Origin of the sequence: Mesorhizobium sp. M0923, from assembly GCF_040319365.1 — a bacterium.
Taxonomy (GTDB): Bacteria; Pseudomonadota; Alphaproteobacteria; order Rhizobiales; family Rhizobiaceae; genus Mesorhizobium.
In genome coordinates, this window is record NZ_JAMYNW010000037.1 from 26,239 (window position 1) to 41,593 (window position 15,355).

The following is a 15,355-nucleotide window of genomic DNA, read 5'->3' on the forward strand; positions in this document are numbered from 1 at the left end:
ACGATCAAATATCATTCCGCCGGCGCCACGCCCACTTGGCCGGCGACTTCCTGGTCGAGTTCGGCAAGGAAATCGGTGATGCGCGCTGCATTGTCGCCAAGGTCGTAGCGGCCGTAACGCGAGGCCGAGCGCATATCGACGATGACCGCATCGCCGTCGTCGGTCACACGGATGGCGACATCGGCGGGAAGGCCAAGCAGCAAGCTCTTGGCCACCGCATCGATCGTCACGTCGCTTTGCCCTATTGCCTCGGGAAATGGCCCCGCGAGCTGCCAGCCCCGCCGATCGAGTACGGTTTTGACCGCCTCCAGAACGCGATCGAAAGGCAAGCTGTAGCTGCGTCCGGTGACAAGCGGATAAGCTTCGGTTTGCAGGCGCTGCTCGCCCGGCGTCGGCGGCAAAAGCTCGTTCATATCCTTTGTCCGGGTAGAAATATCGAGCGCCGGCGGGTCGTCGAAATCCGTCGAGATGTCGCGCAGCGGCGGATAGGTCGCCGCCCAATAGGCCCCGACAGCGTAAGGGATGAGCACCAGAAGCGCCAGCAAGGCGCCGGCGGTCAGGTCTTGGCCGCCACGATCACCGAAGTTCCACAATCGCGCGAAGGCAAACCCGGCGAACAGAAGCGCAAACGCCGCCAGCAACGCGACAATGCCGAGCACCCACAGGATTGTCGGCGTGTCGACGAGGTCATATCGGTAGCCGATGAGCACCGTCAGCAGCAGGACCGCCGAAAAAGCGCCGGTGCGCCGCGACCAACCGGCAGCCCTCGATGTCTGTCGCTCGGCAATTACCGTCATTGCTTTCCGCGCTGCCCCAACCCGAACAAAGGCATAGTGCCTTTCAGCGGCGGCTTGAAGGCACAAAGACGCCGCATCTCCAGTCAATCCGTCGGCAGATGATAATCCCGGAACTGCTGACGCAGGGTAATCTTCTGAATCTTGCCGGCAGCGGTGTGTGGGATTTCGCCGACAAAAGCGACGTCATCCGGCATCCACCACTTCGCCACCTTGCCGTCCATGAAAGCGAGAATATCCGTCTTGGTCGGCTCCCTACCCGGCTTGCGGACGACCACGAGCAAAGGCCGCTCGCCCCATTTCGAATGCGGAATGCCGATGGCGGCGGCCTCCGCCACATCGGGATGGCCGACCGCGAGGTTCTCGAGCTCGATGGTCGAGATCCATTCGCCGCCCGACTTGATGACGTCCTTGGCGCGATCGGTGATCTGCATGTAGCCGCCGGGATCGATATGCGCGATATCACCGGTATCGAACCAGCCGTCTTCATCGAACTGTTCGGATCCGATGCCGCCATAATAGGCGCGCGCGACGGTCGGCCCGCGGACCTTGAGTCGGCCGAAGGTCTTGCCGTCCCATGGCAGTTCGTTGCCGGCGTCGTCCGTCACCTTCATTTCGATGCCGAACGGCGTAAAGCCCTGCTTCTGCTGGACGGCGAGGCGGGCGTCACCCTTCAGCCCAGCATAGTCCGGCTTCAGGGTGCACAGCGTGCCGACCGGCGACATCTCGGTCATGCCCCAGGCGTGGACGACCTGGACATCGTAATTGTCCTGGAACTTCGTCGTGATCGCGCGTGGACAGGACGCGCCGCCGATGACGACTTTCTGCAGATAGGGTAGTTTCTTGCCGGTCTCTTCCAGATGCTGGAGAAGCATCATCCACACCGTCGGCACGGCGGCGCTGAAGGTCACCTTCTCGGTGTCGAGCAGCTCGTAGATCGAAGCGCCATCCATCTTGCAGCCGGGCATGACCAGCTTGGCGCCAATCATCGGCGCGCTCTGGGCAAGGCCCCAGGCATTGGCGTGAAACATCGGCACGACCGGCAATATGGTATCGCGCGACGACAGGCCCATGGCGTCGGGCATCGCTTCGATCATGGCGTGCAGCACGTTCGAACGATGGCTGTAGAGGACGCCCTTCGGGTCGCCCGTCGTGCCGGAGGTGTAGCACATGCCGGCGGCGGTGTTTTCATCGACTGTCTTCCAGGCGAAGTTGCCGTCGGCTTGAGCAAGCCATTCTTCATAGGCAACGACATTGGGCAGCGCAGTCTCGGGCAAATGCACCTTGTCGGTCAGCACGATAACCTGCTTCAGCGACTTGACCGCGCCGGCGATCTTTTCAAGCAGCGGCAGGAAGGTCAGGTCGACGAAGATTGCCTTATCCTCGGCATTGTTCATGATCCAGGTGATTTGCTCGGGAAAGAGCCGCGGGTTGAGCGTGTGATAGATCGCGCCGACACCCATGATGCCGTACCACGCCTCGATGTGGCGCGCGGTGTTCCAGGCCAGGGTCGCGATGCGGTCGCCAAGCCCGAAACCGTCACGCTCTAGCCGCTCGGCGACCTTCAGGGCACGATCATGGATTTCGGCGTATGTGCTGCGCACGATCGGCCCCTCGATCGAACGCGACACGATCTCGCGGCTGCCGTGCTGCCGCTCGGCGTTGTCGATCAGCTTGTGGCAAAGCAGCGGCCATTCCTGCATCAGCCCGAGCATCGTGCTCCTCCCGTAATTTTTTTGCGCCATTGTGGGACGAATCGGCGGATTGTCTAGCCAGAACCGGGCTGAAGCGGTGCATAGAGCCAAACGAGGGCGAATTCGCCACAATCCGGCCATGCTCGGCGTTAACGTTGATTAACAGGCGGGGCGCGATTGGCGAATGAAAGAGGTTCGCATGGACGCGCAGCTCGACGACAAAGCCCTCGAAAATACGCTTGCCGAAAGTCTGACCGATCTGGTGGCGGCCGATGGCGCGCAGGCCGATCTGGTGCCCGACGCCAAAACCATTTCCGAAGATGAATTCGTCGAGGTCGTCGGTGGCGCTCTCGAAGCGGTCGGCGGCACGCTCTTGTTCAAGATGTGCGTCGAGAACGAGGGCGAAAGCCAGCACGTCGCTGCCGCCTGCGTCGGCGATGGCGGCAATCGCCAGTTCCTGCTGCTCACCTTGCCTGCCAGCGGTGGTGCGCTGAAGGTCGAGACCACCTCGAAAAGCACCAATCCGGTGGCCGGCATTGCCGCCGCCTATGCCGGGCTGATGGACGCATTCCAGGCCGCCGCCTGAGTTTTCGGCGAAGCGGAAGAAAGAGGTGAGACTTGCCCCCGCGGTCGACGCTTTGGCGTCGCGGCAGGCAGGTCTTGCACAACGCGCTTGCCAGACACATTTGGGGTTGAGGCAAGGAGATCCGACATGGACCAGATCGCAAACCCGTCACCCGGCTTTCAGCGCAATCCGGGCAAGATTATGCCCGTCGAGCCTTACAAGGGCACAGTGACGGTGCGCGCCGGCGATGTCGTCATCGCCTCGTCCAGAATGGTCAAGGTGCTGACCGAATCGCCCTATCCCCCCGTTTTCTACATTCCGTTCGACGACATCGACTTCAACAAGCTTGGCAAGACCGAGCACTCGACCCATTGCCCCTACAAGGGCGATGCCAGCTATTGGAGCGTGCTGCCCGCCGGCGATGCAGGCAAGGATGCGATGTGGGCCTATGAGCGGCCTTTCGACGAGATGGCGGATATCCGCGATCACGGCGCGTTCTATCCAAGCAAGGTGACCATCGAGGCCACGCCCGACTGATCAGTCGGTGGTGCCCTCATCGCCGACACCGTCGGCATCGTCGAGCCGCACGAAGGTGAGGCCCTTGGCCTTCAGCTCCAGAAGCCCCTGCACTACGCCTTCGCCGGCCGCATGGGTCGGCTGGTTGATGTGAGCGATGATGACGTCGCCGTCCTTTGCCGCGGCGATGCGCCTGGCGGTTTCCTTTGCGCCAAGTAATGAGCCGCCGTCGCCGTTGACCGAGAATCCGGCGATCTTGAAGCCAAGCTTGCGTATCATCGCGATTGCCGACGAGCTGTATTCGGCGGTTGCGCCGCGAAACCATTTCGGCACCGGCTCGCCGGTCACGGCAAGAGCGGCGGCGCCGGATTCGACCTCGGCCAGCACGGCCTCCGGGCTGCCGGCACTGCGAATGCCGTAGATCTTTTGCGGCGTGTCGACGGCCGGGATGTGGCGGCCGCCATGGTTTTCCAATTCAAACAGTTCGGGATGCGCCCGCATGATCTCGATGGCGGCGGCGTTGTGCTTCAGCCAGATGCCGGTGACGAAAATGGTGGCGGGAATCTCGTTTTCCACCAGCGCCGAGAGAATCCGTGTGTCGGTCTTTCCGCCGCAGGCATCGAGCGTCAGCGCGACGCGGCCGCTACCTGCCTCGGACTTGATGTGCAGCGTCGGTTCGACGAGCAACTGGGCGTTGCCAGGCGAGATAGCCGACAGCGATATCGCAACCACGCAAAAATGCTTTTGGAACAGGCGCATTGATTGTTTCCGGGTCGGCCAGATCAAGAGTGAAGCGGCGACCCCAGGACCCGCATCAAGGCGGAAATCGGGACGATGCCCCTGCAAAAGCGTCTGCAGCGGCAATTTGACCGCCGGCCTGAGCTTTGGCAAGCGCGAGGTCACAATGCGTGCTCCACGTCCTTAACCGTACGTGAAAGGATCGTGCGCACCGCGCCGGCAACCGCTTTGACCTCAAGTCGCCAGACGCCGCAAGCCTTGCTCGCATCGGTCCGGCGGCACAGGCTCCTGGCTATGGACTCGCAAGTATCGAGGGCCGCGGCGTAACCCTGGCCACGGCGACAGGACCTCAGACGGCCGGGTCGGTCAGGCCGAAGAGACCGACAACCGGCGTTCCCGCGGCGGCGGCCATGTGCTTGGGCCACTCTCGTGCCCCAGAAACAGGCGTGCTTGGCCGGGGACAGCCAGCAGCGTTGCCAGTGACAGAGCCCCGACCACGTTGACGACCGGCGAACCGGCCTTGGCGGCGATGCGCTCGGCAGATGCCCGTTCATCGAGGCCGCCGACAAGCAGGAAGTCCAACCCGGTCTGTCGCGAGATCTCGTCGATCGCCAGCGCAAAACGTTCCGGTTGCCATTGCCTCCCCGGAAGCTCGCTCCCGCATGAACGGCTATGAAGGCGTTACGCCGATTATGATCCCGGTCGAGAAGCGCCAATGCCCTGGCGGTCTCCAACGGCAGCGGCTCAATCGTTGGGACCTGCGCACGCAACTCCACGCCAAGCGCCTCAAGCGGCGAAAGATATCGGTAGAGATAATACTGGCCACCAAAGCCAAACGGCTTGGCTGCGACGTTGGCGGGCTGGCGTTCCAGCCAGCGCAACGGCTTTCGGGAGGATCGTATCCGACGCGGGTCTTGGCATTGACGAGCCTGACCGATGGTGCGTGAGATTTTGGAATCGGCCACGTCGATGGTCAGATCGAACTGTAACCGGCGCGGAGCGCGCGCCAACGTGTAAGGCTCGCGACCACGCTGCACAGGAGTGCAACGCATCCGTGCGCGCCGGAACGCCACCACGTCCGAGGCGACGCCATGAGCCATCAGGCACCGGCAAAAGTCCGCCTCGCAAAGGAACACGATCCTGGCCCTTGGATATTGGAGGCGCAGGTTACTGGCGAGCGCGGAGGCGAGGACAAGATCGCCAATGAATTCGTCTGGAGGAATCGAGCGGACGTGCGTGGGCGGGTACTGCAACACCTGTTTCTGGCACCGGGACGGGTTTGGGGCCTGGAAACTGGGCAGAAATGATGTCGGGATTTGGAGCCGTCACGCGAACGTTCGCGTGAATTTGGTTACGAATTGGTAAGGACAGAAGCTGGTGGATTCCAACGCTGATCCGCAGCCGTTCTTTGCAGCCTGCGCCGCCGATTGCGCGGCGCATCTGTTCCAGATCGAGCAGATCAAAGTCGAGGCAGCGATCCCAAAAGCGCCATCACGGCGCTAGGTCACAGTGCGTGCTGCAAGTCAGCAACCGTGCGTTAAAGGCTCTCGTCACCGCGCTAACATCCGATCGATCCCAAGTCGTCAGACGCAGGTTTTGTTCTCACTGCCAGTTCCTTGGTCACGCATACTATAAAATGGATCAAACCTGCTCCACGACAGACTATTGCCATCCGAAGCGCCGGCTCAAACCTGCCGTCGTATGAGCCGGCACTGATGCTGATCCTGTTGCAGACTTGTTAGTTTACCGAGGGTTGTCCTGTGGCTTTTGTTGGCCTTGAGACTTCGACCACCAGACAAAATACAGCGATCCCATCTTCATCACAGGCACGCGGCGGTCGCGTTCCCTGGCTCGCAACTCACGATAGGTCTTCATCTTCAGAGTGCCGCCCGGCAACCTGATACGCACTGCCATCGGTCCAACTCCCGTTGTGCAACGCAGCAATTTTATGCAATGCGGTGAATAGAGACCTTCCGTTACGGAAGAGTCAACAGCATCATCATCAACTTATTTTGCGAGCTGGCCCGCGCAGGCGGGCGGGCAGGCGCATGCCAGGCCGAAAGAATTGGGGCGTCACCCTGGCGACTGATCGTCAATCAGGCGCTGGCGGTTCGACCACCAAGTAAAATAAACCCGGCCGATCTTGACGACGGGTATGCGGCGGGCGCGCTCGCGATCGCGCAATTCGCGATACACCTTCACCTTCAGCGTGCCGCCAGGCATCCTGATACGCACCGCCATCGATTCCGCCGCCCCATTGTGCAATGCAGCACAAGAGACCTTCCGTCTCGGAAGAGTCAACGCCTGTCCGCGGACTATTTCTGGGGTTAGTCGAGCGGTCCCGGACGTTTTTGGCGCGCACGGCGGTCCCTGATCCTGCACCGGGGCCTCATGCCCAGCCGGGATCGTCGGGTGCGGGGGCTATTTCCTGGGCGAGGACTTGTTGGGCGAGGATGGGCGATCGGACATGCCGCTCGGCCACCAGATGACGAAATAATTGCCGACCTGCCAAACCGGCACCTCGCGCTTCTGCTCGCGACGCCGCAGCTCGTCCCTCTTCTTGATCTTCAAAGTCCCGCCCGGAAGCCTGATTCTTATCGTCACGTGTCCTCCCCGTACCCCCCAAGGTACGAACGATAGACGGGAACGGTTTCATCCCGGCTAAGTAATTTCGTCCAGGTCGAGCAATTTCGGGGCCGGTAGACGCAGCGCGCCGGACCACAGCGAGATCGCCGGAACCGGCTTCATTTGAAGAAATCCGCAATGCCGTTGATGGCCAGCACTACATAGACGATCGGACCGGCGACAAATGCGCAATAGAGGCAGAGGATCGCCGCCAGCACCAGCAGCAGCGGCTTGTCGCGGCCGACCGCGCGGAGTTCGGCCTTCACCGTCCAGCGGGCCGCAGCGGTTTGTTCATCATCAGACATGTTCACCATCCCGCGCCCCATTTCACACGGCGGGTCGAAAACATCAACCTTGCTTGCTGCGCGGAGGGATCCACTATGCTGTGCAATATTCTTGCTGTGCATCCAAAGGGTCGCGATGCCCCAAGCTCGGCGCCAGGCAGCAAGAATTTCCGTGGTCACCGTGCTTATCTGTCCGAATCCCTTCGATCAGATTTGGCTTTCGCAGCCAGTACCGCCGCCTGCGCGGCAGCCAGCCTGGCGATCGGCACCCGGTAGGGCGAGCACGAGACGTAGTCGAGGCCGACCTTTTCGCAGAAATGGATCGACGCCGGGTCGCCGCCATGTTCGCCGCAAATGCCGAGCTTGATGTCGGGCCGCGTCGCCCTGCCCTTCTCTGCCGCCATCCGCACCAGCTCGCCGACGCCGTCTATGTCAAGCGACACGAACGGATCCTGCTCGATGATGCCTTTTTTCCGGTAAGTCTCGAGAAACGAAGCCGCATCGTCGCGCGAGATGCCAAACGTAGTCTGGGTCAGATCGTTGGTGCCGAAGGAGAAGAATTCGGCCGCCTCGGCGATGACGTGGGCGCGGATCGCGGCACGCGGCAGTTCGATCATCGTGCCAGTCAGATAATCGATCCTGACGCCGGTCTCCTGCATCACGCTTTTGGCGACGGCGTCGATGCGAGCCTTGACGAAGTCGAGTTCCTTCACCAGCCCCACCAGCGGCACCATGATCTCCGGCACCACCAGCGCGCCGGCCTTCCTGCCGGCCTCGATGGCCGCCTCGAAAATGGCGCGCGCCTGCATCTCGGCGATCTCGGGATAGGAGACGGCAAGCCGGCAACCGCGATGGCCGAGCATCGGATTGAACTCGTGCAGCGCCTCGGTGCGGCGCCGGAGCTTGTCCGGGGACACGTTCATGGCCGCGGCCACCTCGGCCACCTCCTCTTCGGATTTTGGCAGGAATTCGTGCAGCGGCGGATCGAGCAGTCGGATCGTCACCGGCAGCCCGGCCATGATCTCGAACAGTTCGAGGAAATCCGAGCGCTGCATCTGCAACAGCTTGGCCAGCGCCGTTCGCCGGTCCTTTTCCGTATCGGCGAGGATCATCTCGCGCATGGCAATGATGCGATCGCCGTCGAAGAACATGTGCTCGGTGCGGCAAAGCCCGATGCCTTCGGCGCCGAAGGAGCGCGCCATGCGCGCATCGACCGGCGTCTCGGCATTGGTGCGCACCTTCATGCGGCGCGCGCCGTCGGCCCATTCCATGATGGCGGCGAAATCGCCCGAGAGTTCGGGCTGCAGCATCGGCACGGCGCCCTTCAGCACCTGGCCGTTGGAGCCGTCGATGGTGATGATGTCGCCCTTGCGGAAGGTCGCGCCCATCGCCATCAGCGTGCCGGCCTTGTAGTCGACGCGCAGCGAGCCCGCGCCCGAAACGCAAGGCTTGCCCATGCCGCGCGCCACCACGGCGGCGTGGCTGGTCATGCCGCCGCGCGTTGTCAGGATGCCTTCGGCCGCATGCATGCCGTGAATGTCCTCGGGGCTGGTCTCGATGCGCACCAGGATCGCCTTGCGGCCTTGCGCCTTGGCCTCCTCGGCGTCATTGGAGGAAAAGACGACCTCGCCGGTGGCAGCACCCGGCGAAGCCGGCAGGCCGACGCCTATGATGTCGCGCGCCGCCGTCGGACCAATCGTCGGATGCAGCAACTGATCGAGCGAGGCCGGATCAATGCGGGCGACGGCCTCCTCCTTCGAAATCAGTCCATCCCTGGCCATGTCGACGGCAATCTTCAGCGCCGCTTTGGCGGTGCGCTTGCCGGACCTGGTCTGCAGCATCCATAATTTGCCGCGCTCGATGGTGAATTCGAGATCCTGCATGTCGCGGTAGTGCTTTTCCAGGCGGTCGGAGATACTGACGAAAGCCTGGAAGGCGTCCGGCATCAGTTTCTGCAGCGACGGCTTGTCGGAGCCGGCCGCAATGCGCGCCGCCTCGGTGATGTTTTGCGGCGTGCGGATACCGGCAACGACATCCTCGCCCTGCGCATTGACCAGGAACTCGCCATAGAGCTGCTTTTCGCCGGTCGACGGATTGCGCGTGAAGGCAACGCCGGTGGCCGAGGTATCGCCCATATTGCCGAAGACCATGGCCTGGACATTGACCGCAGTGCCCCAGCTTTCGGGAATGTCGTGCAGGCGCCGATAGGTGATCGCGCGGTTGTTCATCCAGCTGGAAAACACCGCGCCGATGGCGCCCCAAAGCTGCTCGTGCGGATCCTGCGGAAACGGCTTGCCGAGCTCCTCCTCGACCTTCGCCTTATAGAGCGCAATCACGCCTTGCCATTCGATGGCTGTCAGCTCGGTGTCGAGCTCATGGCCAAGCCCGCCCTTCTGGTCTTCGAGGATTTCCTCGAACACCTCATGGTCGAGGCCCATGACGACATCGGAATACATCTGGATGAAACGGCGGTAGCTGTCATAGGCAAAGCGCGGATCGCCTGAATCGGCGGCCAAGGCTTCGACCGTCTCGTCATTCAGGCCGAGATTGAGCACGGTGTCCATCATGCCTGGCATCGAGGCGCGCGCACCTGAGCGAACCGACACCAAAAGCAGTTTCGAGGGATCGCCGAAACGGCGCCCGGTCAGCCGACCGACATGTTCGAGCGCGACCGCAACGTCCGCTTCGAGCGAAGCCGGGTACGTGTGGCCGTTGGCGTAATAGGCGTTGCAGACCTCGGAGGTGATGGTGAAGCCCGGCGGCACCGGCAGGCCCAGGCTGCACATTTCGGCCAGGTTGGCGCCCTTGCCGCCGAGCAGATTGCGGTCGCCGGCACGGCCTTCCGCGGCGCCGTCGCCAAAAATGTAGACCCACTTGGTCATGCTTGCTCCCCGGTTGCAGGAGATTGGAAATACTGACAAATCGAGCGATATGATGCTGCAGTGCGAAAGGCAAGGCATCGACCAAGCCGGCCGGCCTCTACAATCGATTAATGAAAAGCGGCGTCGAAAAGACTTGCTTTTTGGAAGGCTTTGTTGCAGAACATAACGAGAACAAAGGGCAGAACGACGAGAATGACCGGCAAGCTCGATTATCTGGAAATGCCAGCGACAGGCGGAACGCTGGACAGCTTGAAGGCTTTCTACAGCGCGGCCTTCTCATGGTCGTTCACCGATTACGGGCCGACCTATTCAGCTTTTGCCGAAGGGCTGGACGGCGGTTTTCAGGCGGATGGCCAAGATGCGCCGGCCAAGCCGCTGCCCGTGCTCTATTCCGAAGGCTGGAGGAAACATTAAGCGCCGTCGAGAATGCCGGCGGCACAGTCGTGAAGCCGATCTTTTCATTCCCCGGCGGCAGGCGGTTCCAGTTCGTCGATCCGGCCGGCAATGAAATGGCTGTCTGGGGTGAATAGGTCCGTCAAAGTGACGATTGCAAAACTGGTGAATCGGTCGCGCATAGTCGATATGTCGGCATTGAGCTTTCTCCCGGCTCGTCCTATAAGGCCGCGCGCACAGCGGGCACGCTCCGGCTGTTGGGGCGTCGCCAAGTGGTAAGGCATCGGTTTTTGGTACCGACATTCCCAGGTTCGAATCCTGGCGCCCCAGCCAATTCTCAGAGGTCCATTCTGGACACATAGGTTACGGTTTATACCGGAGACATGGGTAACACTTTTGGCCCGAAGGGGTTTTGAAGTGGTTCGAGCCTGCATGTCTCATCGTCGAAGTATCCCAAATCATAATCCATGAAGCTAGCCAGCCAGATTCGGTCGTCGACCTGTTTGATGCCGACTTTTTGGCCAGCGAAGACGAGGCTGAGATTGATCTTCTTACGGTCGAAGCAGATGCGGCCGCAGGTGGTGACGGTGACGGCCTTGTCGTGGAAGGGATACTCGAGGTCGGGTAGTCCGCGATAGGGCCGTGGTGAGGCGCTGTAGCGCTCGGCTGGGCAAGCCATATCGAGCGCCTGGTGCGGGCGTTCGGTGTTGAATTCCTGAACGAAGTCATCGAACCTAGCCTGCTGCTGCAGGAAGTTGCTTCCGGCCGGCTTGGTGGTTTCGAGCTTGAGCGTCAGATGCATGCGTTCATGGCGGCCGTTCTGCTGGGGATTGCCGGGCTTGATGCGCTCGATCTCGATGCCGAGCCTCAGCCACCAGACCGACAACCTGGACAGGTTGAAGAGGGCATTGGGGCTGGCGAAAGGCACACCGTTGTCGGTCCTGATCGCGCTGGGCAGGCCGAACTCCTTGAAAACTCTCTCGAACACGGTGAAGGCATAGGCCTCCTTGGTGGTGTGAAGCGCCGCGCAGGCCAACAGATAACGACTGGCGAAATCGCTGATCGTCAGCGGATAGCAGTAACGCCGGTCGGCCAGCATAAACTCGCCCTTATAATCGGCGCACAATAGGTCGTTGGGCTGGCAGCCATGCGAGAGCGCCGTCCCTTGCGCCCTGTTGCGGCGGCGCTTGCGGCGTTTGACCAGGCTATGGCGGTCGAGCACCGCGTGCACCGTCGAGATCGCCGGCGTGTGGACATCCGGGTAGAGCCGAGCCAGCCGCTCCCTCATCTTCGGCGCGCCCCAGCTCGGCTTGTCCTGCTTGGCACGCACAATCAGCTTCTCGATTGGGAAAGGAAGCTGATTGGCGTGGCGGTAAGGTCGGCGCGAGCGATCCGTCAGCCCTTCCAGCCCACAATCATTGTAGCGGCCAAGAATCTTGTAGCCGGTCTTGCGTGAGATGCCGAACTCACGGCATAGCTGTGCCATCTTCTCGCCGTCCAGTAGGCGGGCGACGAACTTGAGACGCTCATCCATCGGGTTACACTCCTTCCAGGGCATTTTGCTCTCCCGCAAAAAGCCCCGATTGTGTAACCCATGTGCCCGGAATGAACTGTCACCCATCTCTCGGGAAGGGCAAGATAGTACGGCCCGGAGACATGGGTAACAGAATGTACCTAAGACAATTGTGGACTGCACCCCTTGGGTGAGACACTAATTAGGGACAGTTCTCCAGGTTTTGCATTGCGGCTGGGGGATCCTGGCGCAATCGCGTTAGGCCGGCTTCGTATTCATCCGGCGAGAGATAGTCGAGCGCTGAATGCAGGCGATGCCTGTTGTAGACCCGCTCGACGAATTCGCCGATGCTTTTCTTGGCATCGATGATGTCGCAATAGGCTCGGCCATCGACCTCTTCGTCCTTTAGCGTTCGCATGATGCGCTCAGCCTTGGCATTGTCACAGGGATTGCCAATCCGGCTCATACTCGGCTGGATGCGATGCGCCGCAAGTCGTGCAGCGTGTTCAGCGCAGGCATATTGCACGCCGCGATCGCTGTGATGGATGACGCTGCCCGGCGGAGGCCGGCGCACCGCAATCGATTGGTCGAGCGCAGCGATCGCCAGCTCGGCCTTGAGATGGGTTGCCATTGCCCAGCCGATGACCTTGCGGCTGTAGGCGTCAAGCACGATCGCCAGATAGGCGAACTCCTCGGCAAGATGGACATAGGTGATGTCGGCGATCCAGAGCTGGTCGATGTCGGTCAGTTGGAGGCCTCGTGCCAGATTGGGAACGACCCGCCAGCCATGCCTGGAATCCGTCGTCATCGGCACGAAACCTGCCTGCGCAGACACAACAGATTGTCCTCGCGCATCAGCCGCAGCACGCGCTTGTGGTTTGCCCGCCAGCTCTCGCGGCCGAGCAGCACGGCAATCCGGCGATAGCCGTAATGCGGATTGGACAGCGCCAGGCGCTGGATCACATCACGCAGACCTGCCTCCTCACGGCGTGGAGACGATACCTGCCAATGCAGATAGTAGCCCGTGCCGCTCACGCCCGCGAGCCTGCACATCCGCTCGATCCCGATCACGCCTTGCAGCCCGGACGCCATCATCGCCTGGATGACCGTCCCCGCCAGGCGCGCCGCTCTGCTGGCGTTCTTCCCCGACGTGCTGCAAGGCTTGCTGAAAAAAATCGAGATCGACGGTCTTCTGTCCGACCAATCGTTCCAAATCGGCGATGCGAGCCAATGCCTTCGACGCTCGTCAGACGTATCCGACGGCGCAGGCACTGCAGGATCGATTGCTTGCCGCCGCACCGCTTCGACGCGCTGCGGACGCCCAGCACCACGCAGCGCCGAAGACCCGCCAACGCGAAACTGCTTCTGCCACTGATAGAGACCCTTGCGCGAGACGCCGAGTTCCCGCGATAGCTTGCTCACGTTCGCGCCCATCGCCATCCGCTGCACCGCGGCAAGCTTCAACTCGCGACTGAACCGTCGCCCCGAATCCTCTTTCCTCATCAGTCCTCCTTGCGGAGAACTGTTACCCTTTTTGTGTCTCAGTTCAGGGGTGCACTACACCATGTGTCCGATACAAAACGTCACCTATGTCTCGGGTCGCTCAGATCTCTGACGATCTCCCGAGTCGTAATCTCAGTTGCAGACACCTTGGTCGCGGACTGGCACCTGCGGCATCTGTCCACAACAAATTGGTGTCGCCGGAAGAGAGCGCGATCCGGCTGGCATCTTAGCTTAATGTCGACTCAATTGGCCGGCATACAAATGCATCTCGTGAATGAAAGCTGTGTTTCTGGCCGCGCTCTGGCACTATCTTATAGTCAGAAGATTTTCATAGTAAAAAATATTCAAGTTTTTCTCCATTCTTCAGAGTTACAATACGTCCAATTGTTCTTTTGTACAAATTGCGTAAGTGTATGATAAATTTTTTTTATAACAGTTAGCTTATTTATTAATAACTGCAAAGCAGGTTATTATGTACTGTCGGCGGAAAATCGGATTGTTTGAAGGTTATCGATTAGCATCTCTCAGACAACGCGGGAATATCCCTGAAATTTAATTTGCTTCTTATCAACAACTCCGACTGCAAAGAAGTATATTTTTATCCGCAATGTGACAATCCTGCCGCCGATCAACCATTCTATCAGGGCGTGCAGGTATGTGATTTGGCGCTAATATACACCTTCTAGTAGGCAGACATCCGCGGGGCGCTATCGAATCAAAAAGAGGGATTATGGATGGCGACTCTCCATTACACGTCAGGTGGATCGGGCACGGACATTGCAAAAGCCGGATTCAATCTGGCTAGCGTGCAATATGTTGACCAGGTCAACGAGCTGCCAGAGGGCATGAAAGGCTTGGTCTACCTCGACGAGGCCAACGGCGTAACCCAATCCTTTATCGACAAGGTTACTCCTTTCCTCGGCAATCCGAACGTATTTGGGTTCTTCCTGGTTGACGAGCCGGATCCCACCGGCCAATGGGGTACCTACGCCTCTGCCGCGAATCTGAAGGCAGAATCCGACTGGATCCATGAGCATTTTCCAGGCGCCAAGACCTACATCACAATGATGAGCTTGGGGACGTCGGCGAATCCGGATTTTAGGGGCACGTACAATCCCGCCAATACGGGTATCGATTACTACGGCATAGATGTCTATCCCGTCCGCACGGATGGCCCGGTCGACTACAACATGATCGATAAATTCGTGGCCGCCGCTCAGGCATCGGGCATCCCGACGAGCCAGATCATTCCGGGCTACCAGGCGTTTGGAGGTGGCGAGTACAACACCGACATGGGTGGCAAATATGTCGTGCCCACCGCCGCCCAGATGGAAACCATGATGGAACACTGGGCCAGGCTGGTTCCGTCACCCGCCTTCGACTACGCATACGCCTGGGGTTCGCAGCGAGGCGACACAGCGTTGGAGAGCTCGTCGGAACTGCAGGCCGTTTTCCGGCAACACAACCTCGCAACGATTGGGACCGCTCCGCCCCCCGTCGACACAAGCGACACCTTGTACGGCACCAGCGGCGACGATGTGTTCCACGGAGCCGGCGGCCACACGATGATCGGCTATGGCGGCAATGACACCTATTATGTCGAAGATGTCCGCGATAAGGAGATTGAGGCAGCAGCCGGCGGTACCGACAGAGTCCTCGCGTCGGTGAGCCATGCTCTTGCGGCCGGCTCGGAAATCGAACTTCTCGCCACTGCGAACCCCTCCGGCACAACGGCAATCAATCTGACCGGCAACGAGTTCGCTCAGACCATCCAGGGCAATGCCGGCGCGAACATCATCAATGGTGGCGGAGGTGCCGACAGGATGATCGGCTATGGCGGCAACGACA

At 60.6% G+C, this 15,355-nt stretch carries 17 protein-coding genes, 1 tRNA gene and 1 pseudogene; 7 read left to right on the forward strand and 12 right to left on the reverse strand.

Annotation, left to right across the window (positions count from 1 at the left end; all coding sequences use genetic code 11):
* Nucleotides 1-11: 11 nt before the first annotated feature.
* A complete protein-coding gene (locus tag NKH89_RS34010) occupies nucleotides 12-797 on the reverse strand; it encodes a DUF1499 domain-containing protein (RefSeq protein ID WP_352911678.1) in 786 nt (261 codons plus the stop codon).
* Between the two features lie 83 nt (nucleotides 798-880).
* Complete coding sequence (locus NKH89_RS34015; RefSeq protein ID WP_352911679.1) at nucleotides 881-2,509, reverse strand: fatty-acid--CoA ligase; 1,629 nt, start codon at nucleotides 2,507-2,509, stop codon at nucleotides 881-883.
* Between the two features lie 178 nt (nucleotides 2,510-2,687).
* On the opposite strand from NKH89_RS34015, the gene NKH89_RS34020 reads away from it, so the two are divergent.
* Nucleotides 2,688-3,074 carry a hypothetical protein gene (locus NKH89_RS34020; RefSeq protein ID WP_352484425.1) on the forward strand — a complete coding sequence of 129 codons (387 nt, stop codon included), beginning with the start codon at nucleotides 2,688-2,690 and terminating at the stop codon, nucleotides 3,072-3,074.
* 126 nt (nucleotides 3,075-3,200) lie between these two features.
* On the forward strand, nucleotides 3,201-3,590 hold the full coding sequence (locus NKH89_RS34025; protein WP_352911682.1) for a DUF427 domain-containing protein: 390 nt from the start codon (nucleotides 3,201-3,203) through the stop codon (nucleotides 3,588-3,590).
* Here NKH89_RS34025 and NKH89_RS34030 read toward each other — a convergent pair whose 3' ends face one another.
* Nucleotides 3,591-4,328 carry a polysaccharide deacetylase family protein gene (locus tag NKH89_RS34030; protein WP_352911685.1) on the reverse strand — a complete coding sequence of 246 codons (738 nt, stop codon included), beginning with the start codon at nucleotides 4,326-4,328 and terminating at the stop codon, nucleotides 3,591-3,593.
* 345 nt (nucleotides 4,329-4,673) lie between these two features.
* Nucleotides 4,674-4,922, reverse strand: coding sequence for a glycosyltransferase family 9 protein (locus NKH89_RS34035; RefSeq protein WP_352494391.1), 249 nt, complete (start codon nucleotides 4,920-4,922; stop codon nucleotides 4,674-4,676).
* A gap of 47 nt (nucleotides 4,923-4,969) precedes the next feature.
* Between NKH89_RS34035 and NKH89_RS34040 the strand changes: the two genes are divergently transcribed.
* Both NKH89_RS34040 and NKH89_RS34045 read left to right on the forward strand, forming a co-directional pair.
* The gene (locus tag NKH89_RS34040) at nucleotides 4,970-5,254 is read left to right on the forward strand and encodes a hypothetical protein (protein WP_352790585.1); all 285 of its coding nucleotides are present in this window, start codon (nucleotides 4,970-4,972) and stop codon (nucleotides 5,252-5,254) included.
* Nucleotides 5,255-5,684: 430 nt separating this feature from the next.
* Nucleotides 5,685-5,810 (forward strand): hypothetical protein, encoded by a 126-nt coding sequence (locus tag NKH89_RS34045; protein WP_352911687.1) that lies wholly within the window; start codon nucleotides 5,685-5,687, stop codon nucleotides 5,808-5,810.
* Between the two features lie 240 nt (nucleotides 5,811-6,050).
* Here NKH89_RS34045 and NKH89_RS34050 read toward each other — a convergent pair whose 3' ends face one another.
* The 5 genes from NKH89_RS34050 to ppdK all read right to left on the reverse strand — a co-directional run bounded on the left by NKH89_RS34050 (nucleotide 6,051) and on the right by ppdK (nucleotide 10,098).
* The gene (locus tag NKH89_RS34050; RefSeq protein WP_352911689.1) at nucleotides 6,051-6,221 is read right to left on the reverse strand and encodes a hypothetical protein; all 171 of its coding nucleotides are present in this window, start codon (nucleotides 6,219-6,221) and stop codon (nucleotides 6,051-6,053) included.
* A 159-nt stretch (nucleotides 6,222-6,380) separates the two neighbouring features.
* On the reverse strand, nucleotides 6,381-6,548 hold the full coding sequence (locus NKH89_RS34055; protein WP_352484420.1) for a hypothetical protein: 168 nt from the start codon (nucleotides 6,546-6,548) through the stop codon (nucleotides 6,381-6,383).
* Between the two features lie 180 nt (nucleotides 6,549-6,728).
* The gene (locus NKH89_RS34060; RefSeq protein ID WP_031194824.1) at nucleotides 6,729-6,911 is read right to left on the reverse strand and encodes a hypothetical protein; all 183 of its coding nucleotides are present in this window, start codon (nucleotides 6,909-6,911) and stop codon (nucleotides 6,729-6,731) included.
* Nucleotides 6,912-7,051: 140 nt separating this feature from the next.
* Nucleotides 7,052-7,396: a hypothetical protein gene (locus NKH89_RS34065; RefSeq protein ID WP_352911692.1), complete on the reverse strand. Its 345-nt coding sequence runs from the start codon at nucleotides 7,394-7,396 to the stop codon at nucleotides 7,052-7,054.
* Between the two features lie 5 nt (nucleotides 7,397-7,401).
* Nucleotides 7,402-10,098, reverse strand: a complete 2,697-nt coding sequence (ppdK, locus tag NKH89_RS34070) for a pyruvate, phosphate dikinase (RefSeq protein ID WP_352911695.1) — start codon at nucleotides 10,096-10,098, stop codon at nucleotides 7,402-7,404.
* A gap of 192 nt (nucleotides 10,099-10,290) precedes the next feature.
* Here ppdK and NKH89_RS34075 point away from each other — a divergent pair.
* Nucleotides 10,291-10,628 (forward strand): annotated as a pseudogene (locus NKH89_RS34075) (VOC family protein).
* A gap of 121 nt (nucleotides 10,629-10,749) precedes the next feature.
* Nucleotides 10,750-10,824 (forward strand) — tRNA-Gln (locus tag NKH89_RS34080).
* A 37-nt stretch (nucleotides 10,825-10,861) separates the two neighbouring features.
* Here NKH89_RS34080 and NKH89_RS34085 read toward each other — a convergent pair.
* The 3 genes from NKH89_RS34085 to NKH89_RS34095 form a co-directional block, all read right to left on the reverse strand.
* Nucleotides 10,862-12,049: an integrase core domain-containing protein gene (locus tag NKH89_RS34085; protein ID WP_502896984.1), complete on the reverse strand. Its 1,188-nt coding sequence runs from the start codon at nucleotides 12,047-12,049 to the stop codon at nucleotides 10,862-10,864.
* A gap of 157 nt (nucleotides 12,050-12,206) precedes the next feature.
* Nucleotides 12,207-12,812 (reverse strand): IS3 family transposase, encoded by a 606-nt coding sequence (locus tag NKH89_RS34090; protein WP_352911701.1) that lies wholly within the window; start codon nucleotides 12,810-12,812, stop codon nucleotides 12,207-12,209.
* Nucleotides 12,809-13,507, reverse strand: a complete 699-nt coding sequence (locus NKH89_RS34095) for an IS3 family transposase (protein ID WP_352911703.1) — start codon at nucleotides 13,505-13,507, stop codon at nucleotides 12,809-12,811. Before NKH89_RS34095 ends, NKH89_RS34090 begins: the two co-directional genes overlap by 4 nt.
* A 734-nt stretch (nucleotides 13,508-14,241) precedes the next feature.
* On the opposite strand from NKH89_RS34095, the gene NKH89_RS34100 reads away from it, so the two are divergent.
* Nucleotides 14,242-15,355: calcium-binding protein (locus NKH89_RS34100; RefSeq protein WP_352911705.1), on the forward strand; the 1,114-nt coding region annotated here is incomplete at its 3' end.